General features: G+C 36.8%; 25 protein-coding genes. 6 read left to right on the top strand and 19 right to left on the bottom strand.

The features are described from left to right. Positions 1-56: 56 nt before the first annotated feature. From HT698_RS02475 to HT698_RS02440, 8 genes are all read right to left on the bottom strand, one after another. Entirely contained in the window at positions 57-1,145 is a 1,089-nt protein-coding gene (locus HT698_RS02475) for a glycerol dehydrogenase (protein WP_001217827.1), read from the bottom strand. 17 nt (positions 1,146-1,162) lie between these two features. After that, complete coding sequence (locus tag HT698_RS02470; RefSeq protein WP_173219303.1) at positions 1,163-1,831, bottom strand: fructose-6-phosphate aldolase; 669 nt, start codon at positions 1,829-1,831, stop codon at positions 1,163-1,165. Positions 1,832-1,849: 18 nt separating this feature from the next. Further along, complete coding sequence (locus HT698_RS02465; protein ID WP_173219300.1) at positions 1,850-4,288, bottom strand: glycyl radical protein; 2,439 nt, start codon at positions 4,286-4,288, stop codon at positions 1,850-1,852. A gap of 161 nt (positions 4,289-4,449) precedes the next feature. Then, on the bottom strand, positions 4,450-5,739 hold the full coding sequence (locus HT698_RS02460; RefSeq protein ID WP_173219297.1) for a PTS sugar transporter subunit IIC: 1,290 nt from the start codon (positions 5,737-5,739) through the stop codon (positions 4,450-4,452). A gap of 16 nt (positions 5,740-5,755) precedes the next feature. Then, positions 5,756-6,064, bottom strand: coding sequence for a PTS sugar transporter subunit IIB (locus HT698_RS02455; RefSeq protein ID WP_173219294.1), 309 nt, complete (start codon positions 6,062-6,064; stop codon positions 5,756-5,758). A gap of 45 nt (positions 6,065-6,109) precedes the next feature. Then, entirely contained in the window at positions 6,110-6,430 is a 321-nt protein-coding gene (locus HT698_RS02450; protein WP_000402908.1) for a PTS lactose/cellobiose transporter subunit IIA, read from the bottom strand. Between the two features lie 196 nt (positions 6,431-6,626). Next, positions 6,627-7,607, bottom strand: coding sequence for a sugar-binding transcriptional regulator (locus HT698_RS02445; RefSeq protein ID WP_173219291.1), 981 nt, complete (start codon positions 7,605-7,607; stop codon positions 6,627-6,629). 12 nt (positions 7,608-7,619) lie between these two features. Further along, positions 7,620-8,366, bottom strand: a complete 747-nt coding sequence (locus tag HT698_RS02440) for a DeoR/GlpR family DNA-binding transcription regulator (protein ID WP_050087602.1) — start codon at positions 8,364-8,366, stop codon at positions 7,620-7,622. Positions 8,367-8,487: 121 nt separating this feature from the next. Here HT698_RS02440 and HT698_RS02435 point away from each other — a divergent pair, with 121 nt between their 5' ends. The 6 genes from HT698_RS02435 to HT698_RS02410 all read left to right on the top strand — a co-directional run bounded on the left by HT698_RS02435 (position 8,488) and on the right by HT698_RS02410 (position 15,764). Beyond that, positions 8,488-9,264 carry a glycyl-radical enzyme activating protein gene (locus HT698_RS02435; protein WP_173219288.1) on the top strand — a complete coding sequence of 259 codons (777 nt, stop codon included), beginning with the start codon at positions 8,488-8,490 and terminating at the stop codon, positions 9,262-9,264. Positions 9,265-9,438: 174 nt separating this feature from the next. Then, positions 9,439-11,088: a histidine kinase gene (locus HT698_RS02430; protein WP_173219285.1), complete on the top strand. Its 1,650-nt coding sequence runs from the start codon at positions 9,439-9,441 to the stop codon at positions 11,086-11,088. Then, positions 11,081-11,854: a response regulator gene (locus HT698_RS02425; RefSeq protein WP_173213314.1), complete on the top strand. Its 774-nt coding sequence runs from the start codon at positions 11,081-11,083 to the stop codon at positions 11,852-11,854. Before HT698_RS02430 ends, HT698_RS02425 begins: the two co-directional genes overlap by 8 nt. 111 nt (positions 11,855-11,965) lie before the next feature. After that, positions 11,966-13,012: an ABC transporter substrate-binding protein gene (locus HT698_RS02420; RefSeq protein WP_000731166.1), complete on the top strand. Its 1,047-nt coding sequence runs from the start codon at positions 11,966-11,968 to the stop codon at positions 13,010-13,012. A gap of 12 nt (positions 13,013-13,024) precedes the next feature. Beyond that, positions 13,025-14,116, top strand: a complete 1,092-nt coding sequence (locus HT698_RS02415) for an ABC transporter ATP-binding protein (RefSeq protein WP_173219282.1) — start codon at positions 13,025-13,027, stop codon at positions 14,114-14,116. Further along, complete coding sequence (locus tag HT698_RS02410; RefSeq protein ID WP_173219278.1) at positions 14,106-15,764, top strand: iron ABC transporter permease; 1,659 nt, start codon at positions 14,106-14,108, stop codon at positions 15,762-15,764. Before HT698_RS02415 ends, HT698_RS02410 begins: the two co-directional genes overlap by 11 nt. Before the next feature lie 283 nt (positions 15,765-16,047). Here HT698_RS02410 and HT698_RS02405 read toward each other — a convergent pair whose 3' ends face one another. The 11 genes from HT698_RS02405 to HT698_RS02355 form a co-directional block, all read right to left on the bottom strand. Beyond that, positions 16,048-16,740, bottom strand: a complete 693-nt coding sequence (locus tag HT698_RS02405; RefSeq protein ID WP_173219275.1) for a histidine phosphatase family protein — start codon at positions 16,738-16,740, stop codon at positions 16,048-16,050. Between the two features lie 232 nt (positions 16,741-16,972). Further along, positions 16,973-18,496, bottom strand: coding sequence for an N-acetylmuramoyl-L-alanine amidase family protein (locus HT698_RS02400; RefSeq protein WP_173219272.1), 1,524 nt, complete (start codon positions 18,494-18,496; stop codon positions 16,973-16,975). A 17-nt stretch (positions 18,497-18,513) separates the two neighbouring features. Then, complete coding sequence (locus tag HT698_RS02395) at positions 18,514-19,851, bottom strand: PFL family protein (RefSeq protein ID WP_173219269.1); 1,338 nt, start codon at positions 19,849-19,851, stop codon at positions 18,514-18,516. A gap of 9 nt (positions 19,852-19,860) precedes the next feature. Next, entirely contained in the window at positions 19,861-20,127 is a 267-nt protein-coding gene (locus HT698_RS02390; protein WP_000644124.1) for an ACT domain-containing protein, read from the bottom strand. Between the two features lie 264 nt (positions 20,128-20,391). After that, the gene (rplQ, locus tag HT698_RS02385; RefSeq protein WP_000331493.1) at positions 20,392-20,778 is read right to left on the bottom strand and encodes a 50S ribosomal protein L17; all 387 of its coding nucleotides are present in this window, start codon (positions 20,776-20,778) and stop codon (positions 20,392-20,394) included. 11 nt (positions 20,779-20,789) lie between these two features. Next, positions 20,790-21,725 (bottom strand): DNA-directed RNA polymerase subunit alpha, encoded by a 936-nt coding sequence (locus HT698_RS02380; protein WP_061746340.1) that lies wholly within the window; start codon positions 21,723-21,725, stop codon positions 20,790-20,792. 42 nt (positions 21,726-21,767) lie between these two features. Further along, on the bottom strand, positions 21,768-22,151 hold the full coding sequence (gene rpsK, locus HT698_RS02375) for a 30S ribosomal protein S11 (protein ID WP_001118385.1): 384 nt from the start codon (positions 22,149-22,151) through the stop codon (positions 21,768-21,770). A 17-nt stretch (positions 22,152-22,168) separates the two neighbouring features. Further along, positions 22,169-22,534: a 30S ribosomal protein S13 gene (rpsM, locus tag HT698_RS02370; RefSeq protein WP_000090781.1), complete on the bottom strand. Its 366-nt coding sequence runs from the start codon at positions 22,532-22,534 to the stop codon at positions 22,169-22,171. A 17-nt stretch (positions 22,535-22,551) separates the two neighbouring features. After that, entirely contained in the window at positions 22,552-22,668 is a 117-nt protein-coding gene (gene rpmJ, locus HT698_RS02365; protein WP_001808836.1) for a 50S ribosomal protein L36, read from the bottom strand. A 24-nt stretch (positions 22,669-22,692) separates the two neighbouring features. Continuing rightward, positions 22,693-22,911, bottom strand: coding sequence for a translation initiation factor IF-1 (infA, locus tag HT698_RS02360; protein ID WP_001029883.1), 219 nt, complete (start codon positions 22,909-22,911; stop codon positions 22,693-22,695). Positions 22,912-23,027: 116 nt separating this feature from the next. Beyond that, positions 23,028-23,666 (bottom strand): adenylate kinase, encoded by a 639-nt coding sequence (locus HT698_RS02355; protein ID WP_173219266.1) that lies wholly within the window; start codon positions 23,664-23,666, stop codon positions 23,028-23,030. Positions 23,667-23,891 lie beyond the last annotated feature (225 nt).

Genomic DNA, 23,891 nt, shown 5'->3' with positions numbered 1-23,891 from the left:
ATTCAATACGAGGATCAATAAAAGACTACCATTTGGAAAACAGTAGTCCTTATTGTTTATTTTGAATTTACATAGGCGTCTACAGCGATGATAGCTTGAGCAACATCTGAAGGCGAAATCTTAAACGGCATCTGATGGATTGTCTCACCCTCCATAGTTGCTTGTTTACCAACTTTTATTAAATCATCATATCCAACTTGATCTAAATGCATTTCTTTTAAAGTTGTTGGCATACCAATTTTTTTGTAAAACTCAATATACTTATCAAGTTCTTCTTTAGGTCTATTTTCCAATAATAGTTGTACCAAAGTTCCATAAGCTACTTTTTCACCATGTGTTAAATGATGAATGTCACCTGTCAATGCAGTAAAACCATTATGAATTGCATGCGCCGCAGCTAATCCTCCACTTTCAAAACCTAGGCCACTCAATAAAGTATTAGCTTCAACAATATTTTCTAATGCTGGTGTCACCACTTTAGCTTCACAAGCTGCCATAGCCTGTAAACCATCTGCAAACAGCGTTTCTTCACATTTCTTCGCAATTGCAACTCCAGCCAACGTTTGCTGTTGTCCCAACATAGTTTTTCCATTTGCCTGCATAACCGCACGCGCCTCAACCCAAGTTGCTAAACCATCTGCAATACCAGACGCTAATAAACGCTTAGGAGCTTGTGAAATAACTTTTGTATCAACCAAAACTAAATCTGGATTTTTAGAATAAAATAGATAATGATCAAATGCACCTTCATCTGTATAAATAACAGATAAAGCAGATACAGGTGCGTCTGTCGATGCAATTGTTGGAGCGATAATAACAGGCTTTTCAATCAAATCTGCAATAGCTTTTGCACTATCAATCGTCTTTCCACCACCAAGCCCGATAATACTATCACAATTTTCTTTCTCAGCTAAGGCAACAACTCGATTGATTTCATTGTCAGAAGCTTCACCATTAAACTGGGCTAGAACAATATGGAAACCATACCTATGTAGGTAATCTTCAAATCGTTTTCCAACAATATCATAAACCAATCGATCGCATAATAGAATAGGACGATTTCCCAAATCCAATATTGATTTGGCATTTTCAAACAAGGCATTTTCCCCTTGAATATATCTAGAAGGGCTAGCAAAAATTCTCATATGTATTTCCTCTCTATCTAAATGGAACGACTATTTTGAATAACAAACCAATCGTCAGAAAAATCATCAACCGCCTTTTGGATAGATGGCATGGCGAAAGCCGATTCAAAAACATCTGCCCCTGCTGTAACAGCATGCGCACCTGCAGCTAAAGCATTATTTACTTGTGCTACATTTTTAAAGGATGCGGCTAAAATCTTACTATGAGAGTTCTGTCTATCAATAGCAAGAGCTAATTGACGAATGACAGAATTTGAATCAATGTTCAGATTTTCCATTCTATTATAATATGGAGCTAGGTAATCCGCTCCTGCTTCGATAGCTAATAATCCCTGAATAACTGTATAAATAGCTGTTGCAGTGATATGGTAGCCCTCTTTTTTTAGCACCTTTATTGCACGTAATCCAGCTGGAGTAACAGGTACTTTGATAAATATATCATCTCCTGCTTGTCTCCGAATTTCATGAGCATCCTTTAAGATGCCTTCAAAATCTTGAGAAATCACCTGAACATGAATAGAGGGTGTAGAGCCAATCAATTCTCTTACATCTTTGATTCGTTCAAAAAAATTAATAGAACCCTCTCTTTTGGCAATAGTGGGATTTGAAGTTACCCCAGCTAGCGGTAAAATTTCAGACCACTTTTTAATCTCATCTAAATTTAATGTGTCAAGCATAAATTCCATAAAAAGAACCTCTTTATTTTAAAATGTATGCTCAGTACGTCCTATAATATCATCTTGGGTTGCCTTAGAAAGAACATTGAAGAATGCAGAGTATCCTGCAACACGAACAATTAAGTCTCTGTGTTTTTCAGGATGTTTCTGAGCGTCAATCAACGTCTCTCTGGAAACAACATTGTATTGAATATGGTACCCATGTAAACGATTAAAGAATGTTCGTAACAAAGCAATTAGTTTTAATTTATCTTCTTCTTTGGCTAACGTTTGAGGATTTACTTTCTGATTTAAGAGAACCCCACCTACGATTTCATCTGTTGGTAATTTTGAAACAGATTTTAAAACAGATGTAGGACCGTGTTGATCCATATTATGTGATGGTGAACAACCCTCTGCTAACGGTGTACCCGCGTTGCGTCCATCTGGAGTTGCTAATGTTCCACGTCCCTGTCCTACGTTGGCTGAGATAGAAGAGGTTCCTGAATAACGAATTCCTCCAATAGGGCCTCTTCCATAACGTGTATTAGGATATTTAGCAATTTCATCAACATAAATGTCATAAGCAGCAGTAACCAATTTGTCAGCATAATCATCATCATTACCGTACTTAGGTGCATCATGAATCAACATTTCTTGAATGACCTTACCTTCTTCTCCGGCATAATCTGTTTCCAGTGCATGCCAAAGCTGACTTGGGCTTATACGTTCTTCCTCAAATACCAATTTTTTAATTGCAGCTAATGAATCCGACAAATTTGCAATTCCAACTTGCAAACCTGATATATAATCATATACTGCTCCACCTTCTTTAAGGTGTTTTCCACGACCAATACAATCATCAGTCAATGCTGAACATAGAATATCAGGAACTTCTCGTTCCAATGATAAATCAATAGAATTTTCAACAATAACACTCATTCGTGTCAAATATCTTAGTGTTTTATCCCAAGCATTTTCTAATTCAGAAAAGTTCTTCATATCCTTAAAATGACCAAAGCTTGGTGCAAACCGTTTACCCGAAGCCGGATCAATTCCATCATTCATCGTGATAAGTAGAACCTTAGGGAAGTTCATATAACTCATACCTGTGCAACGATAGCCCCATTTCCCTGGAACTGCCGTTTCAACACATCCAATGGCACTGTAATCATAAGCATCATCTTCCAATACTCCTTTTGCAATAAAAGAAGGAATAATAATCTCATCATTATTAAATGCAGGCATACCAAAACCAAGTTTCATCACTTCAATACACTCATTCATGAAACGAGCATCTAAACCTGCATGGTAACGTACAGTTAGATTAGGTTGCGGTAGATGGGTTTGTGCAACTGATTTTAATACCAAATAAGATAATGGGTTAACAGCATCCTTCTTATCTCGAGTCTGTCCACCAATTGTAACATTTTGATATAAAGGACTTCCTGCTGAAGAAAATGTATGTGCTTGACTGCGAACCTTATTAATTGTAATTGTCTTAATCCAAAGATTTGTCAGACGTTCAACAATGCTATCTTCTGTTTCTTTACCACTTTCTAAATCAGCCTTCATATATGGATACATATATTGATCAAAACGACCATATGAAAGAGAGTGGCCATTAGATTCAATTTGTAAAATACATTGAATAAACCAAACTGATTGAATAGCTTCTGCAAAAGTAGTTGCCGGTTCATATGGGACTCGAGAGCAAATATCTGCAATCTCAAGTAATTCTTTCTTACGTTTAGGATTTGCATTTTCGGCTAAACTTTTAGCAAGATCAACAAAGCGATTTGCATATACTTTAATAGCATCGATTACGATAAAGATAGAGTCGTAAAAATGATATTTATCAATACTTGCTGGATCTGTTAAATCTAGAGCTGCTTTCGCTTTACGAGCCCGCTCTTCAAAACCTCTTAAACCAAATTGCAACAGTTTCTGATAGTTAACTGCTAAATGAGCATCTCCAGAATTCATCTTACCTTCCATACCGAAGAATCCTGTTTCCATATAAACAGACACTTCTTCAGGTAACAAGGCACCAGCTCTAGCACGTAAATTATTATTTTCCCAAAACGGAGCAATACTTCTAAGTTGTTCTTTTGTTTCTTCAGTAATATAGAAAACATCTCCATCACGCTTTTCAAAAAGATCCAACTCATTGAGAACAAATTCTAGCGTATATTCTGGAAAAATAGGAGCATCTTTATTGGAAGAAGCCTGATTTCCCGCAATCATAGATTCTTCTTCGATATAGATAGTCATATTTTCCAAAATTTCTTTGAGCATATAGGCGCGTTTTAGGACATTAGGTTGTTCCTTATATCGATCATAAGCGCGTGTTGCTAGAACTGCTCTTTCAGCATCAATATAAGGTTTTTTATTTAAAACATCTTCTCGATATTTGTTCATCCTTTCAGTAAGGCTGCCAAAATATTCTGTCTTGATTGTTGTTCTTGCTACTTCTTTATTTACCATAATAAGCACCTTTCTTTCGAAAATATTTTTGTTTCTTTCGAAAATATAATACCTGGTTTTTTAGAAAATTTCAAGCTTTTAACTAGAAAAACTTTAACTCTCTAATTTTTAGCACAAATGTGTGTGTTTAATGATAATACACAAATGTTTTTTTAGAATTATCATGCTTCATTCTGACAAGCTAAACGATCCTGTACTTTAAAGAATGGGAAATAAACTAATGTAGACATCGCTAATATCACCAGCTGAGTAATAACTCCTTGCCATCCACCAACCATAAATCCTGATATAATAGCTGGGGTGCTCCAAGGTAATGTAACTCCTGAAAATGGCTGCATGAAACCTGTTGCAATAGCTCCATATACTATAACAGCTGCAAGTACAGGAACAAGAATGAAAGGTACAAACATAACTGGATTCATGACAATCGGAAATCCAAATACAACTGGCTCATTTACGTTAAATATTGCTGGAAAAGCTGCTACTTTCCCTAAGGCTTGGTATTGTTTTGATTTTGCTGCAAAAAGCATGGCAACTACAAGACCAAACGTAATCCCTGAACCAGATAGAATTAAAAATGAATCTAAAAACTGTTGAGTAACAATATGTGCTCCATTTTCTAATGATAGATTACCAGAGGCTAACATAGCTTTATTAGCATCAAGATTAGATAAAAGCAGAGCTGTCACTACTCCATTTACTACCGATTGCCCATGAACACCAAACCACCACAAAAATGATATAAAGAAGGCAATTCCAATCGCACCATACAACGATCCAGTTAAACCTTGCAACGGAACCTGAATAACAGAATAAATCATTTCAATAAATGTTCCGCCATTAGTCAATGACTTCGCTAAAATATATACAATCATAGAAGATAAGAAAATTACAAATGCTGGAATCATTGCTTCAAACTGTTTCGCAATAGCTTGTGGAACTTGTTCTGGCATCTTAATAACAATTTTTCTCTTTATAAGGAAGGTATAAATACTTCCTACTACCAAACCTATAATGATAGCACCGATAATTCCTTGACCTCCAAACCAAACTTTACTAATAGCATCCCCAATTGCCTCACCTTGTTTAGGGATATAAGATGATCTTAGCAAAATAAAGAATGCAGATACAGATAGAACCCCAGCTGGCAAAGCCTCTACTCCGCTATTCTTAGCATAAGAATAGGCAATTGAAAAACAAGAAATTAGACCCATAATCGCAAAAGTTCCTGAATATACTTGCATAAACGGCTCTGTCCAATTTGCTCCAAATACACTAGCAATGCTCTTGTTTAATCCTTCAAATGGCAATTGTCCCATAATCAAGAATAAACTACCAACTACTGTCAATGGCAAAATTGCTAACATACCATCTTTTAGAGCTATAATACCACGCATATTCACAAACTTCATCATAGGTGCAATGATTTTTTGAACATCCATCTTTGCCATAATAAATCTCCTTTTCTTACCCACTAATCAAAGATAGGGCCAAATCTAATACTTTTTTCCCATCTAACATACCATAGTCCATCATCGGAATAACAGCTATCGGAACATCACACTTATCACAAATTTCTTTTGATTTATCTAATGTATAAGCAACTTGAGGCCCCAACAGTGCAACATCTAGATTTGGGGCATAATCCGCTAATTTAGACTGAGAAAACGCCTCTATTTCTGCCTCAACTCCACTAGCTTGCGCTGCAATTTTCATATTATTTACAAGCATACCAGTAGAAAATCCTGCTGCACAAAACAAACCAATCTTCACCATTATATTTTCCTCCTCTATGTTAATAACAACGATAATACTCTAGTATTATTTTTTATGAAGTTCTTTTCTCAAACTAATAATTTCTTTGATTAAATTAATCTCCGTCATACTAGTCATGAGATGATCTTGCGAATGGACAAAAAGTGCTGTAATCTCCGTTTTTGTACCAGACGCTTCTTGTGCCAAGAATTTTGTTTGTAGATTATGGGCTTCTAATAAGGCGGCATCAGCTAACTGTATTTCTTCTTCACACCGTTCACATGTACCGTTTTTTATGTAATCTAACGCTTTATAAATATGTTGTTTCGCATCACCAGCGTATAAAATTAAACCCATGATAATTTGATCTGGAACAATAATTTCCATAAATTCCTCCTCATTTCACTATGTAAAAAGCTTTTTTCATTTGAAATTTTAAAATTTTCTTTTGTAACTATAGAATACAACTACATAATAAAGTTGTCAATCCAAAAATCAACAAATAAACAATTTTTATTTATATAAGCACAAATGTGCAAATGATTAAAAATAAAAAACGATAAACTGAATCAGTCTATCATTTTCACTCACATAAAATATTTCGAAAAGAAAAATCACCATCTTCTTCCAAAACTTTTAAAATTGTATTTTTATCTGTAATCAAATGATTTACTAAATTAGCACGCAAGACAGAAAGAATCGAAGATACTTTCGTATCACCGTAAGCAACAGCTAAACTTTGAGGAATATTTTTTAAATCTTCCAAAGAGATGGCTATCGTTCTTTCCTGTAAGTTTTCATAGACTTCTTTACCTTTTGAATCAAAAAATCGACAACAAATTTCTCCTACAGTTTTAACTTTGGTCAATTCTTTAAAGTCATCCTCTGTAAGCATGTCTAACCATTGATGTTTTCCTTTATTGCTAAAATCACCAATTCCGACTACAGCTATATCTAAATCTTTCCAACTATTTTTCAAATCTTCAAAATATCTTGATTGCAAAATACCATCTGCTAACAATTTATTTTCTTGCACAATCGTTGCATTCATAAATGTACACTCTCCATGAAATTTTCTAGACATTTCATAAATCAGTGTATTCACATGGTATTTAGCGTGTATGTGACTAGGGCCACCTGCTAAAGGATAGAAGTGAACATTTCGGACACTTTTACTGTGAATTAAATCTACTAAATTACTTAAACTTTTCCCCCAAGAAAAGCCAATTTTCATATTATCATCAATTAGATTCCTAAGGACGCCTGCTGCAACTTGAGAAATTCTTTCAGATAAAATTGTTGGAGTATCATCAAATTCATTTGGAATAATTTCTAAACTTTCCAAACTGTATTTTTCTTTTACATAATTTTCCAACTTAAACATATTGCTATCAAAATTCTCTATTTCAATTTTAACAATTCCTGCATTCCTTGCTTCTGTTAACATTCTACTAATAGAGGTTCTATAAATTCCTAATTTTGCTGCTATTTGTGACTGATTTAAGTTTTCAATATAATACAGATAAGCAATTTTAGAGAGCAGTTTATTCCTATCTTGATTCATACACTTAACCTCTTACGAAACTACCTTAACCATTATCCCAGCATTTTCTAATGTAGCTATATTTTGTTTAGAAAGTTTTTCGTCTGTTATTACTTCATAGACTTGACTTAAAGCAAATCTTCTTACTGTACCCCTTTTATCAAATTTACTTGAGTCAGTTAGCACAATGACTTTATCCGACACTGCTGAAATATATTGAACTACCTCACTGCGCATTAAATCTTTTCCTGTAAAGCCCATCTCTTTATCGTAGCCATCTGTCCCAACAAAAGCTTGACGCACATGAAAAGTCTGTATCATTTCTTTTAATAAAGGTCCTACGGTAACCTGTGAATCTTTCTGAAACTCTCCACCAAGAACAATAACACGACATGAATCATAACCTCTTACAAAATTTGCTATAAAAAATGAATTTGTTACAATAGTGACATTTCTTTTTTGCTTGCAAATTTCCTCAGCAAGTAAAGCACAGGTTGAACCAGATTCTATCATTATTGTTTCATTATCTGATACCAATTTTACTGCTTCTTGAACAATTTTTCTCTTAATTTCATAATTAATTGACAAGCGTACATTTAAGTCATCTCCACTATTTAACACAGCATATCCATGCTCTCTGTGTAATAAGCCTTTTGACTCTAATTTATCTAAATCTTTTCTAATCGTTACTTTCGATACATTTAATTTTTCCGATAATGTATTAACATCAATCTTTTCATATTCTGATACTAATTTAATAATTTGTTCCAATCTTTTCATTTTACACCTCCGTTTTATTCTACCAAAATAAAAAGCAAAAAACAACAAATTAAACTTTCGTTCGTAATTGTTTTTCTTTCGTTTTTGTGATAGGATAGAATTATAAAGAGGAGGAACTCTTATGGAAATATCTAAAGGAATTATTTTTAATATTCAACACTTTTCAATTCATGACGGTCCGGGTATTCGTACAACTGTTTTTTTAAAAGGATGCCCTCTGCGCTGTCCATGGTGTTCTAATCCTGAATCTCAAAGAATGAAACCTGAAAAAATGAAAGATGCTCAACGAGAGAAATTCACTTTAGTCGGTGAAGAAAAAACTGTAGAAGAAATTATTACAGAGGTATTAAAAGATAAAGAATTTTACGAAGAATCCGGTGGAGGTTTAACTTTATCAGGGGGTGAAATATTTGCTCAGTTTGAATTTGCTAAAGCCATCTTAAAGTCAGCTAAAGAACATCACATACACACTGCCATTGAAACCACTGCCTTTGTTGATCATGAAAAATTTGTTGATTTAATCCAATATGTGGATTTTATCTACACAGACCTAAAACATTATAATTCTATAAAACATAAAAAAGTGACTGGGGTTTTTAATCAACTGATTATTAAAAACATTCATTATGCTTTTTCTCAACATAAAACTATCGTTTTAAGAATCCCGGTTATTCCTGATTTTAACAATAGTTTAGAGGATGCAGAAGAATTCGCTACTCTATTTAACTCATTAAATATCGACCAAGTTCAACTACTCCCTTTTCATCAATTTGGTGAAAACAAATATCGTTTATTAAATCGGAAATATGAAATGGATGGAGTCAACGCACTTCATCCTGAAGATCTTATTGATTATCAAAAGGTATTTCTGAACCATCATATTAATTGTTATTTCTAGTTTATTTCCTTGAAATGCTCTAGCTATTTGCAGATAACAAGCATCTATAATACATACTTAACTTCTCAAAAGGTTTAGCTAAAAAATTTTAGCCAAACCTTTTCTATTTTACCTTGCTCTAAAATTTTTAAACTGCTATACTTATAACAGAAAACCCTTCCAAGGAGGTAGCAGATGTCTCATTCCTTTAAAAAATCTCTCCAAAAAGAAATTCTCCATAGAAGCTCTATCGCAGCCTTTGTGACCTCACTTTTACTACTCATTTTACTTTTTGGTTTTTCCTATTTTTTACAAAAACAACAACTCTCCAAAGATACGAGACAGATTGTCAAACAAGTTCAAGAGATGAAAGAAGCAAATAATGAGCTCCTGACTACTATGAACCATAAAATGATTCTTGGATTTTTGGACGGCAAACACACAGAGAGAGAAGTCTTTAGCTTATTTTACGAGACAAAAGCTAAATTAAAGCTTAGTTCTGACCTTATTATCCTAAGTGATACAGGTGAAGTACTATTTAGTACCAATCGCAATCATCAAGAAAGTATTTTATCACCCTACTATCTAAAACTACTCATTCAAAATCCTTCTCAAGATAAAGTGACAGAAAAAATTGCACTCTCTTCAGATAAACAACACTACACACTCTTTATCAAACCACTACTTCAAAACCAACGAGTTAAGGCCTATACTATTGCTTTCGTAAATGAGAATGATTTCATCTCAAGTTTCCCAATGATCAATTCCAAATACATCATTACCGATAGCTTTGGAAATATGTTTTCCAACAATACAAATCAGTTTACTCGTTCCACTCTTGAAAAATTGGATGAAAAACTCCTACACTCTCGCACCCACTGGTATGCGAATGAACCGCTTATTGTTCAAAAAGAAAAAGTCGGTGCTATTTTTTCAATCTATACTTTTCAATCCTTCTTTCCTATTCCTAGCTTACTTGGTCTAGCCTCCATTCTCACCTTATGTATATTCTTCCTCTACTTCTGGCAAGCAAGGCGAATTGCTCATAAGATTGCCACACACAATGCTGTTCCTATTGAAAGTTTGGTTTACCAACTTCAAGAAATTCCTAAACAAGCAGAAAAAAGGCTTTCTCTACAAACAGGTGATGAGTTTGAGTTTATGGCAGAAAAAATCAACAATATGTTGTACGAATTAGATCAACTTCATCAAAAAATGTTGACCATAGAAAAAGAAAAGTGGATTTTTGAAAGAAAAATGCTGGAAGCTCAGTTCAATCCTCATTTTCTCTACAATACACTTGAGACGATTAAAATCACTTCTTTAATGGATGCCACTCTCACACAAGACCTGATTCAAAACCTCACGCGCATTCTTCGCTACAGTATCACCGATTTAGAAAAAGAAACAACCATTTGCCAAGATTTAAAGATTATAGAGGATTACCTGATGATTCATAAGATTCGTTTCGAGCACTTTTCTTATGATATTGTCTGTCCAGAAACTGTTGATAATCAACCTATTCCTAAACTTTTCTTGCTTCCTCTAGTAGAAAATGCTATAAAATATGGGATGCAATACCGTATTGATCTTCATATAGATATCCAAATTACCTTGGAAGCAGATTCTCTGACTTTTTTAGTCAAGGATAACGCCGGAGGACTCACAAAACAAGAGCGACTCGCTATTTTAGACTCTTTAGAAAGCCCTCATACCCAGCATGGCATCGTTAACAGCTATAAACGATTGAGCAATTTCTTTTCTGATGTCCAGCTAGATTTAGGAGTCAATCGCCAAGGAGAAACTTGGGTCAAATTTATAACGAAAGGACTAACTCATGTTTAAGCTCATTATCGTAGAAGACGAACACCTCATTCGAAAATGGCTAGAGATTGCCGTAGACTACTCTGCCCTAGGTATCCAAGTCGTAGGAACTGCCAGTCACGGTCAAGAGGGAATGAAACTCATCCAAGAAAAAGAACCTCATATTGTCTTAACAGACATCACAATGCCAATTATGGATGCTTTTATGATGTTCGAAGCCACTCGTACTCTCTCCTATGAAAAAGTTATCTTATCAGGTTATAACGATTTTCAAAATGCTAAAAAAGCCATGCAATATGGAGCAGTTGATTTCTTATCCAAACCAATTGATACCAAGGAGTTGACAGAATGTCTTCAAAAAATTGTTTTGCGATTACAAGGTAGCACCTATCAAGAAACTCCTTTTTTAGAAGAATATCAAACTTTACTCACCTCTATCCAACAGGTTGATACACAAAACCAAATCATTCAACAAATTATTTCCTTTGTCCACAAGCATTATGCAGAGCATTTTACGATTGCGACTATTGCTGAAGCTTTAAACTATAGCGAAAGCTATCTATATAAAGTTATCAAAGAAGACTTCCCCATGACTCTAAATGAATATATCTTACAATATCGCCTGAAACAAGCTATAGATAAGATGGCTGAATCTCCCAACTCCCCTCTAAGCGACATCTCTGACCAAGTTGGATTTTCAGACTATAAATATTTTGCTAAAGTATTTAAAAAGTATCTCCATATTTCCCCAAAGGAATTGAAATCACTCGGAAGAATAGTAAAATAAGCTATTCTTCTTTTTGTAGAGAATTTTACTCTAATAGAATAGAATTGTCGGTTTTAAAAACGCTTACATTGTTTTAAAATAAACTTAAATAACACAACGGAGGTATCCATCATGAAAAAGAAATGGATGTATTATGCTGCTTGCGGACTAGCTCTTTTTGGTCTTGCTGCTTGTTCTTCTAATGAATCTGCCGATGGCGGTTCATCTGATAAAGGAGACGGCGGTTCGCTAGTCGTTTATTCACCAAACTCAGAGGGCTTAATCGGAGCAACTATTCCTGCCTTTGAAGAAAAATATGGTATCAAAGTAGAACTGATTCAAGCTGGTACTGGAGAACTTTTCAAAAAACTAGAGTCAGAAAAAGAAGCTCCTGTAGCCGATGTCATCTTTGGTGGTTCTTATACACAATATGCTACCCACGGAGAACTCTTTGAAAACTATACTTCAAAAGAAAATGATAATGTTATCAAAGAATATCAAAATACAACTGGCTACTCTACGCCTTATACACTAGATGGTAGTGTTTTAATCGTCAATCCTGATTTAACAAAAGGCATGAATATCGAAGGATATAGCGACCTTCTCAAACCTGAACTAAAAGGAAAAATTGCAACTGCTGACCCAGCAAACTCTTCTAGCGCCTTTGCTCAATTAACAAATATGCTACAAGCTCAAGGTGGTTACAAAGATGATAAGGCTTGGTCTTATGTAAAAGATCTCTTCACACTTATTGATGGTAAAATCGGTTCAAGCTCATCTGGTGTCTATAAAGCAGTCGCTGACGGAGAAATGGCTGTTGGTCTCTCTTATGAAGATCCAGCAGTTAAACTCTTAAATGACGGGGCTAATATCAAGGTAGTCTATCCAAAAGAAGGAACCGTCTTCCTACCTGCTAGTGCTGCTATCGTTAAAAAAGCGAAAAATATGGAAAATGCCAAGAAATTTATCGATTTCATTATCTCTCAAGAAGTACAAGATACACTTGGCACAACCACTACTAACCGTCCTGTTCGTAAAAATGCTAAAACAAGCGAAAATATGAAACCAATTGACAAAATCAAAACACTCACTGAAGATTATGATTATGTCATCAAAAATAAATCAGATATCGTTAAGAAATACAACGAAGTCTTTACAGATATCCAATCTAAACAGTAAAAGAGGTTCACTATGAGTGAGATCAAAATTATTAACGCCAAAAAAATCTACCACGATGTCCCTGTTATTGAGAATTTGAACATTACAATTCCAAAAGGAAGTCTCTTTACCCTTCTTGGACCTTCAGGATGTGGGAAAACGACTCTTCTTCGTATGATTGCAGGTTTCAACAGTATCGAAGGCGGAGAATTTTACTTCGATGATACAAAAATCAATAATATGGAACCCAGCAAACGCAATATCGGGATGGTTTTCCAAAACTACGCTATTTTCCCACATTTGACTGTCCGAGATAATGTCGCTTTTGGTCTCAAGCAAAAGAAGGTTCCAAAAGAAGAATTGGTACAACAGACCAACAAGTATCTTGAACTCATGCAAATTGCTCAATATGCGGATCGGAAGCCCGATAAACTCAGTGGTGGACAACAACAACGTGTCGCCTTGGCACGTGCCTTAGCGGTTAATCCAAGTGTTCTCCTCATGGACGAGCCACTTAGTAACCTAGATGCCAAACTTCGCTTGGATATGCGTCAAGCCATTCGAGAAATCCAACACGAAGTAGGAATTACAACCGTTTATGTGACCCACGACCAAGAAGAAGCTATGGCTATTTCAGATCAAATTGCTGTTATGAAAGACGGAGTCATTCAACAAATCGGTCGGCCAAAAGAACTCTATCATAAACCAGCTAATGAGTTTGTAGCAACCTTTATCGGACGCACAAATATTATCCCTGCCAATCTCGAAAAACGGAGCGCCGGCGCTTATATAGTCTTTTCAGATGGCTATGCCCTTCGAATGCCAGCTCTTGATCAGGCTGAGGAGCAAGCTATTCATGTAAGCATTCGTCCTGAAGAGTTTATCAAAGATGAATCTGGAGATATTGAAGGAATTATTAGCGATAGCGTCTATCTTGGACTGAATACTGAATACTTCATCGAAACAGGATTTGCCTCAAAAATTCAAGTTAGCGAAGAGTCAACTTTTGAAGAAGATCTACAAAAAGGCGATCGTATTCGTCTACGAATCAATACTCAAAAATTAAACGTCTTTTCTGCAGATGGTTCCCAAAACCTGATAAAAGGAGTCAACCATGGAACGTAAAAAACTAAATATTTGGACAGCCTCCTCTTTCTTCATCTTTCTTACCTATCTTGTCTTTCTGGTTTATCCTATCGTTACCGTGCTCAAGCAAGCACTCATACATGAGGGACAATTTTCACTAGCTAATTTTGTCACTTTCTTTAGCAAAGCCTACTACTCTGAGACACTCGTCAACAGTTTCAAGGTTTCCATTACCGCTACTGTCACTTCCTTAGTCGTAGGAACCTTATTAGCTTATCTCTTCTCTATGTATGATTTCAAAGGAAAGAAATTTCTACAAATATTGATTATCATTGCTTCCATGTCAGCTCCTTTCGTGGGAGCCTACTCCTGGATTCTCTTACTGGGACGAAACGGGGTCATTACTAAATTCCTGACAAATGCCCTTCATCTTCCAGCTATCGATATTTATGGATTCAAAGGAATTGTACTTGTCTTTACACTGCAACTATTCCCACTGGTATTTCTATACGTTGCTGGGACAATGAAAAGTATTGACAATTCTCTACTTGAAGCTGCTGAAAGCATGGGGTCCTTCGGATTTAAGCGTATCGTAACGGTTGTTTTACCTCTCCTCGTTCCAACCTTACTAGCTGCTGCCTTGCTTGTATTTATGAGAGCATTCTCAGACTTTGGAACGCCTATGTTAATTGGTGAAGGATATCGGACTTTCCCCGTCTTGATTTATACCCAATTCATTAGCGAGGTTGGAGGAAATTCTGCTTTTGCATCTGCTTTAGCCATTATGGCGATTATCATTGCCTTGGCAATTTTCCTTATCCAAAAATACATTGCAAATCGCTACAGTTTCAGCATGAATTCGCTCCATCCAATTGAGCCTAAAAAAACTACAAAAGGAAAAATGGCTGCCATTTATGCAACAGTCTACGGAATTATCTTTATCTCTGTTTTACCTCAAATTTACTTGATTTATACTTCTTTTCTAAAAACATCAGGTATGGTATTTGTCAAAGGTTATTCTCTAAACAGTTACAAGGTAGCTCTCAATCGTATGGGCTCTGCTATTTTCAATACCATTCGTATCCCTTTGATTGCCTTAGTTCTAGTTGTTCTATTTGCAACATTTATCTCCTACCTAGCCGTTAGAAAACGGAATTTGTTTACAAACTTAATTGACAGCCTCAGTATGGTTCCTTATATTGTACCAGGAACCGTTCTAGGGATTGCCTTCATTTCTTCCTTCAATACCGGTCTATTTGGAAGTGGATTTCTTATGATTACTGGGACAGCTTTCATCCTGATTATGTCCCTATCTGTCAGAAGATTGCCTTATACTATTCGCTCATCTGTTGCTAGCTTGCAACAAATAGCACCAAGTATTGAAGAAGCCGCTGAAAGCTTAGGAAGTAGCCGTCTCAATACCTTTGCCAAGATTACAACTCCAATGATGCTATCTGGTATTATTTCTGGAGCCATCTTATCTTGGGTCACAATGATTTCAGAACTCTCTACTTCTATCCTCCTCTACAATGTCAAAACAAGAACAATGACTGTAGCCATTTATACAGAAGTTCTCAGAGGAAATTACGGTGTAGCCGCAGCCTTGTCAACTATCCTCACTGTTCTAACAGTAGGTTCCTTGCTCTTGTTCATGAAAATCTCTAAAAGCAACAGCATTACACTTTAGTTTCCCCCATCAAAAACAGCCGAAAGGATTACCCTCGGCTGTTTTTTCTTATCTTGATATTCTTATCAAATCCCTAGTTCAGAGCAAGCAAGTCTAGACTGATTATACTCAATGAAAATCAAAGAGCAAACTAGGATACTAGCCGCAGGTTGCTCAAAGCACTGTTTTGGGGTTGTAGATAAGACTGACGNNGTTTTGAGGTTGTGGATAGAATTGACGAAGTCAGTAACCATATCTACGGCAAGACGACGTTGACACAGTTTGAAGAGATTTTCGAAGAGTATTAAATAGAGGCTTCCTCCATCTTTTCACGTCCTAGTTCTCGGTAACTACGGTCACCAACAACCTCAACGCTAAACTGGCCATCCTCATATTCAAGTATCGTCACGCTACCATTATCGAGACCATGCGGATGCATACCATTAATTAGATAAACAATGGTTCCGATGGTCATTCCATGGCTGACGACAAGGGCGTTGCCCCCGCCTTGTTCTTCCATTTCTTTGGCAATCGCTTCAAAACCTTCTTTGATGCGGCCACTGAGTTTTTCCCATCCTTCAGCCCAACCAGCTGTATCAACCTCTACCAAGCCCTCAGCCAGTTCAGCATAAGACAATTGGTGAACGTGGTCCACATTAAAGATACGAGGAATAATGCCCATGAAAAGATCACCATCATAAGCTCCGTCAAAGCTACCAAAACACCATTCTCTGATCCGCTTGTCCATTCGATAAGGGATTTTTTCCTGCAAACCAAGTTCTTCAAGAATAATTCCCATAGTCTGAATGGTGCGACCAGAATCACTGGAATAAGCGCGCTCAAACTGTAGACCAGATTCTCGCAAACCGATTCCTAACTCTTGAATCCCTCTCTCACCTTCAGCCGTTAAGGGAGTATCGCTCCAACCTTGCGCTCGACCAATCGTGTTAAACATAGTCTTGCCATGACGTACCAAATACAATCGTACTTTTACCATTTTCCGTCCTCCATTTGTTTCTATTATATCATGGATGATAAAACAAAAGCCACCCAGACAGGTGACTTTTGCAGGAGATTATTATGAAAAAGTTTAGGAGTTCTATTAAATAAAGATATTAGATGAAAATCAAATTCAAACTAAATCAGTGTTATCTGTTTCAAATAATATTAGGAGGTCTTTATTTAATGATTATAGTATACACAGATAACCTTAAATAGAACTTAAAAAATTATACCCACTCACCTTTTTCATTTACTTTATAGCCATTAATGGTCATATTTTTTGCCAATTTCCCATCAGCTAACAAGTAATACCACTTATCTCCATCCTTAATCCATTGGTTACGAGCGTACTTACCATCTTGGTTCAGATAATACCAACTATCATACTGAGAATCAAATACCCACTCACTCTTAGCCATGTAACCGCCACGTTTTAGGTAGTATTCGCCCTGCCAAGCTTTCTCCACATAACTACCAGTTGAATCTACATAAAACCAGCTCTTATAATCTTCATCATAAATCCATTCACTAGCAGCCATTGAAGCATCTGCTTTTAGATAATAACGGCCTACCCAGCGGTTTCTTACAAGGTTACCCGAAAGGTCATTATAATACCATTTGCCAGACTCTTTAAACCACTTACTTGCTTGATGATTTTTCTTAGCCTCTCCATTAGAGGTAACGATAGACTGAGATGAAGATGAAACTGTGGCTGATGTAACAGTGGAAACTGCTTGAATAGCCTCTTCTTTTGTCACCTTAGGCTTAGCTTTTCCTTGGTAAACATCTTCGATACGCTTAGTAAATACAGATAACTCCTCAGGAGATAGCATGTGTACGAACTCAGGTTTCTCCTCATGTAAAAGACCAGCTTCTTTCCTTATTTTATGTATCCCTTCTTCAACTATATCATCAATCTTACTAAACATAGAAACCTTTTCTGCTTTAGAAAGTGTATCATCATTACTAATAGCTGTCTTCTCCATAAAGGCAACAGCATTAATTTCCCGTATATTTTTTTCCTTAGGTACTGTAGAAATCGGATAATGATTGTTAGATAAAAATAGAGAAACTTTCTTAAGATAAGTATTTAAATTATCTTGATTATTAAATAAAGTTAAATACTTATCACTATCAACATATAAACCAGATTGATGAAAACCAGGTGCGTAGTAGCTTGAAACTCTAGCTAACATTTCTTTTTTCTCTAATTCTGTATAGTGAGAATCATTATTTATTTGAGAAATTACCAGATTCATTTTCTTTAGTATAGCAAGTTCAGCAACAATATACTTCATTCTATGACCAAAAAAATTATCTTTTTCTCTATAACGATCAATGTAGTTTTTTTTAGATTTGTTCTTAAACTCTGATAAAATATTTGGTAACTCTTCCAAAGGAATTTTTCCTTCTAAACTATACTTCCTTATATATTCTAACTCTCCCATGAAATCTTGTAACCTATAATTAAGTTCTTCTCTTAATTTATCTCTAATAGAGCTTACATCACTCTTGGAAAAAGAAACTGTATCCCAGTCTCCTTGATCAACCTGTTCAAAGATATTTTGTTTAATCAAATCAATTAAAAATTGCTTCGTTTCCTCAATTTTTTTATTAACCTCTTCTGGACTCACACTAGTGGTAGTTTCATGGCTTTCTTCCTGCGCAGAAACTACTTGACTGGCAAAAGTTGGGACTAGTAAAGTTGACAGTCCTAAAGCTACTAAAGCATGTTTCATTTCTTTTTTCATCATTTTCTCCTATTTTCTTAATTTTTAAAACTATGAATTGGTGCCGGGATTTGTCCTCCGCGAGAGATGAAATCGAAAGACGAAGCCCCATTGACCTTCATAACAGGTGCAGTTCCTAATAGACCACCAAACTCAATCATATCACCTTCTTTTCCTTTTGGAATGATACGAACAGCTGTTGTTTTCATGTTAATGACACCAATTGCAGCTTCATCCGCAATCATAGCCGCAATGGTTTCAGCTGGTGTATCCTCTGGGATAGCAATCATATCCAAACCAACGGAACAGATAGCCGTCATAGCTTCTAGTTTTTCCAGATTAAGAGAGCCATTTTGCACTGCAGCAATCATTCCTTCATCCTCTGAAACAGGGATAAAGGCACCAGACAAACCACCGACTTGGTTGCAGGCCATAACTCCGCCCTTCTTAACTTGGTCATTCAAGAGAGCCAAGGCAGCCGTCGTTCCATGCGTACCAACTGTCTCTAGCCCCATTTCCTCAAGGACACGCGCCACAGAATCTCCAACCGCAGGAGTTGGCGCCAAACTCAAGTCCACAATACCAAACTCGACACCCAATCTCTCACTGGCCATTTGACCAACCAATTGACCGATACGAGTGATTTTAAAGGCAGTCTTCTTAACTGTTTCGGCTACTACGTCAAAGCTCTCTCCTCGAACTTTTTCCAAGGCACGTTTCACCACACCAGGACCAGAGACACCGACATTGATGATAACATCTGCTTCCCCAACACCATGGAAGGCACCTGCCATAAATGGATTGTCCTCAACAGCATTAGCAAATACAACCAGCTTAGCTGCCCCCATATCAGAAAGATTTGCCGTTTCCTTGATAATACGTCCCATATCTGCCACAGCCGTCATATTAATACCAGACTTGGTTGAGCCAATATTAACTGACGAACAGACCTTATCCGTTTCAGCCAAAGCGCGAGGAATAGAATTGATGAGAATCTCATCTCCCTTTTGATAACCTTTTTGTACCAAGGCAGAGAAACCACCAATAAAGTCCACTCCAATCTCTTTCGCAGCCTTATCAAGCGCTTTTGCCAGAACCACGTAGTCTGTTGCATCTGTCGCTGCCCCAATCAGAGAAATAGGAGTCACCGATACACGCTTATTAACGATAGGAATTCCCAACTCAGCTGCAATTTCGTCGCCAACAGCCACTAGATTAGCCGCCTTGGTCGTAATCTTTTGATAAATTTTCTCCGCAGCACGATTGATATCTGGATCAATACAGTCTAATAGGGAAATCCCCATGGTAATAGTTCTGATATCGAAGTTTTGCTCCTCAATCATAGCAATGGTTTCAGTAACTTGTCTAATATCCATGTGCACCTCCTAGATATTATACATAGCTTCGAAAATCGCTGCACTCTGAATATTGATTTTTACATTCAAAGTTTGCCCAAAAGCTTCAAATTCATTACGAAGATAGGTAAAATCTTGCTTTTCATCGCTAGAGACGACAGCCATCATCGTGAAATATTCATCCAAGACAGTTTGGGAGATATCGTCAATATTCAAACCCAATTCTGCAATTTTACCAGAAACACCTGCAACAATTCCAGATTTATCTTTACCAACAACAGTTATAATCGCTTTCATAAGCAAACTCCAATTCTTCTTTTAATAGGAAACCTGAACATTAAACAGGATTCTTTTCAAATAGTATAGCATAATTCCAACTAAAATACTCAAAAACGCCTGCTTACGAAGTTGTTCTTAAGAAAAAAACAATTTCGTAAACAAGCGTCTACTATCCCAACTTATGATGAGTGTTCCCGCTAGGACCGAAATCCTAGCGGTAGACCAGAGCTAGACTAAGAGCACAAGACTCCATCATCATAACACTCAACAAAATTGATGATTTTATACTAATTCGATGATCGCCATTGGCGCTGCATCACCACGACGTGGTTCAGTTTTAAGGATACGAGTGTATCCACCGTTACGTTCAGCATAACGAGGTGCGATTTCTGAGAACAATTTTTGAAGTGCTGTAGTAGAAGTGTACTTGTCAGTTGCTTCATCATAGTTTTCAGATGCGATTTCATTACGTACGAAAGCAGCTGCTTGACGACGTGCATGCAAATCACCACGTTTACCTAGAGTAATCATTTTTTCAACAGTTTTACGGATTTCTTTAGCACGAGCTTCAGTTGTCACGATTGATTCGTTGATCAAAAGGTCAGTTGTCAAATCGCGAAGCATTGCTTTACGTTGTGAGCTAGTGCGTCCTAGTTTACGGTAAGCCATGTATTCCTCCTTTATTTATCTTTTAATCCAAGACCCAAATCAATGAGTTTGAGTTTCACTTCTTCCAAACTCTTGCGTCCAAGATTTCGTACTTTCATCATCTCTGCTTCAGATTTTTCTGTCAAATCATGCACAGTATTGATACCGGCACGTTTCAAACAGTTGTATGAACGCACAGACAAGTCCAGTTCCTCAATCGTACGATCCAAAATACGATCGTCAGATTCAGTATCAGCTTCTTTCATCACTTCAGTTGACTTAGCAATCTCAGTAAGATTTGTAAACAAATCAAGATGTTCTGTCAAAATACGTGCTGAAAGCCCTAAAGCATCTTCTGGAATAATTGTTCCATTTGTCAAGATTTCAAGGGTTAATTTGTCAAATCCATCATTGCTACCTACACGAGCAGGCTCCACTTGATAGTTGACTTTTGTAACTGGTGTATAAATAGAATCTACAGCAAGTGTTCCAACTGGTGCATTATCCTTTTTATTTTCATCAGCAGGCACATATCCACGACCACTGTTAACAGTCATAGTCGCTTTTAGCGAAGAACCTTCACCGATTGTAAAGAGATAATGATCTGGATTTACAATTTCAATATCGCTATCTGTCAAAATGTCACCAGCTGTTACTTCAGCAGGACCTTCAACATCTAGTTCGATGATTTTTTCGTCTTCAACGTACGATTTCACTGCAATTCCTTTAATGTTCAGAATGATTTGCATCACGTCTTCACGAACACCTGGAACTGTGTCAAACTCATGTAACACACCATCAATGTTGATAGATGTCACAGCTACTCCTGGTAGAGAAGCTAGAAGTACACGACGAAGAGAGTTACCAAGAGTTGTACCGTAGCCACGTTCAAGTGGTTCGATTACAAACTTGCCATAATCTTTATTTTCATCAATTTTTGTTATATTTGGTTTTTCAAACTCGATCATTTAGTTACTCCCTCTTAAACGAAAAGCAGTGTAATGCGATGATTATACACGGCGACGTTTTGGAGGACGAGCACCATTGTGTGGCACTGGAGTCACATCACGAATTGCTGTTACTTCAAGACCAGCGGCAGCAAGCGCACGAATAGCTGACTCACGACCAGAACCTGGACCTTTTACAGTAACTTCAACTGATTTAAGACCGTGTTCTTGTGCAGATTTAGCAGCAGCTTCAGAAGCCATTTGAGCAGCGAATGGTGTAGATTTACGAGAACCTTTGAAACCAAGAGCACCAGCTGATGACCAAGCAATTGCATTACCATGCACATCAGTAATCATAACAATAGTGTTATTAAATGTAGCGTGAATATGAGCAATACCAGATTCGATATTCTTTTTCACACGACGTTTACGTGTTGGTTTAGCCAAGACTTTTACCTCCTATATTATTTTTTCTTACCAGCAATCGCAACAGCTTTACCTTTACGAGTGCGAGCGTTGTTTTTAGTGTTTTGTCCACGGACAGGAAGTCCACGACGGTGACGGATACCACGGTATGAACCGATTTCCATCAAACGTTTGATGTTCAAGTTTACTTCACGACGAAGGTCACCTTCAACTTTGATTGCATCCACTTCACGACGGATAGCATCTTCTTGATCTGATGTAAGATCACGTACACGAACATCTTCTGAGATTCCAGCAGCAGCCAAAATTTTCTTAGATGTTGCAAGTCCGATACCATAAACATAAGTCAATGAGATTACTACGCGTTTGTCATTTGGAATGTCAACTCCAGCAATACGAGCCATGTTTTCTCCTTTCTATCTTATCCTTGACGTTGTTTGTGTTTTGGATTTGCTGGGCAAATTACCATAACACGACCATTACGACGAATAACTTTACAGTATTCGCAAATTGGTTTGACCGATGGTCTTACTTTCATTTCTTATCCCTCCAAGTTTTTCGATTATTTAAAGCGGTAAGTGATACGTCCACGTGTCAAGTCATATGGACTCATTTCGACAGTAACACGATCTCCCGCTAAAATACGAATATAGTTTTTACGAATTTTACCAGAAACTGTTGCTAAAATCTGATGTCCATTTTCAAGTTCAACCGTAAACATTGCATTCGGCATTGTATCAACTACTTTGCCTTCAACTTCAATCACATCGTCTTTTGCCACGCAAAAGCACCTCCATAAATTTCGATTCGATGCCTCTAGACACAGAGACAACAATTATAAGTCAGACTATCTCAGTATAACATTTGTAGCGGATTTTTGCAAGTGTGAAAAACGCTTTATTTCAAATTTGTCAATACTTTTTCGATATCTAAGAAGACATCATTGATATCTTGATTACCTTTGATGTCATGAACCAAACCTTTGGCACGGTAGTGAGCAATGATTGGTTCCCCTTGAGCAATATTCACATCCAAACGACGTTTGACTGTCTCGGGTTTATCATCTTCACGTTGGTAGTAATCTTCTTCTTTATAGTCAACTGGTGGGTTAAAGACCTTGTGGAAAGTTTCTCCAGTTACGCGGTGGATGATACGGCCACTCAAACGTTCCAAGAGGCTGTCTGGATTCACTTCGATGTTGATAACACCTTCTAGTTCGATGCCAAGTTCAGCCAATGTTTTGTCCAAGGCATGAGCTTGTTCGATTGTTCGTGGGTAACCATCCAACAAGAATCCTGTTTCTTTAATATCATCTTGTGAAAGACGTTCTTTTACGATTCCATTTGTAACTTCATCAGGAACCAATTCACCCTTGTCAATATATGACTTAGCAAGAACACCCATTTCAGTTTGATTTGCCATTGCAGCGCGGAACATATCACCTGTTGAGATATGTGCAACATGGAATTGTTCTACGATTTTTGCTGCTTGAGTTCCCTTACCTGCACCAGGTAAGCCCATAATCAAAAGATTCATGATTTGATCTCCTTATTTTATTTTTAAATAGAAGCAAAAAGTCTTTTCACCCCTATTTAAAAACAAAATAGAAGAGGGGAGACCAAACTCTCACAAATGTCAGAGTTTAAACCTCCACTCCCTCAGCATTTACTGCTTCATACTCAATGAAAATCAAAGAGCAAACTAGGAAGCTAGCCGCAGGTTGCTCAAAGCACTGCTTTGAGGTTGCAGATAAAGCTGACG

The sequence above is a fragment of the Streptococcus sp. 3109 genome (assembly GCF_013276905.1).
Taxonomy (GTDB): Bacteria; Bacillota; Bacilli; order Lactobacillales; family Streptococcaceae; genus Streptococcus.
This window is presented reverse-complemented; position numbering and strand designations above follow the sequence as displayed.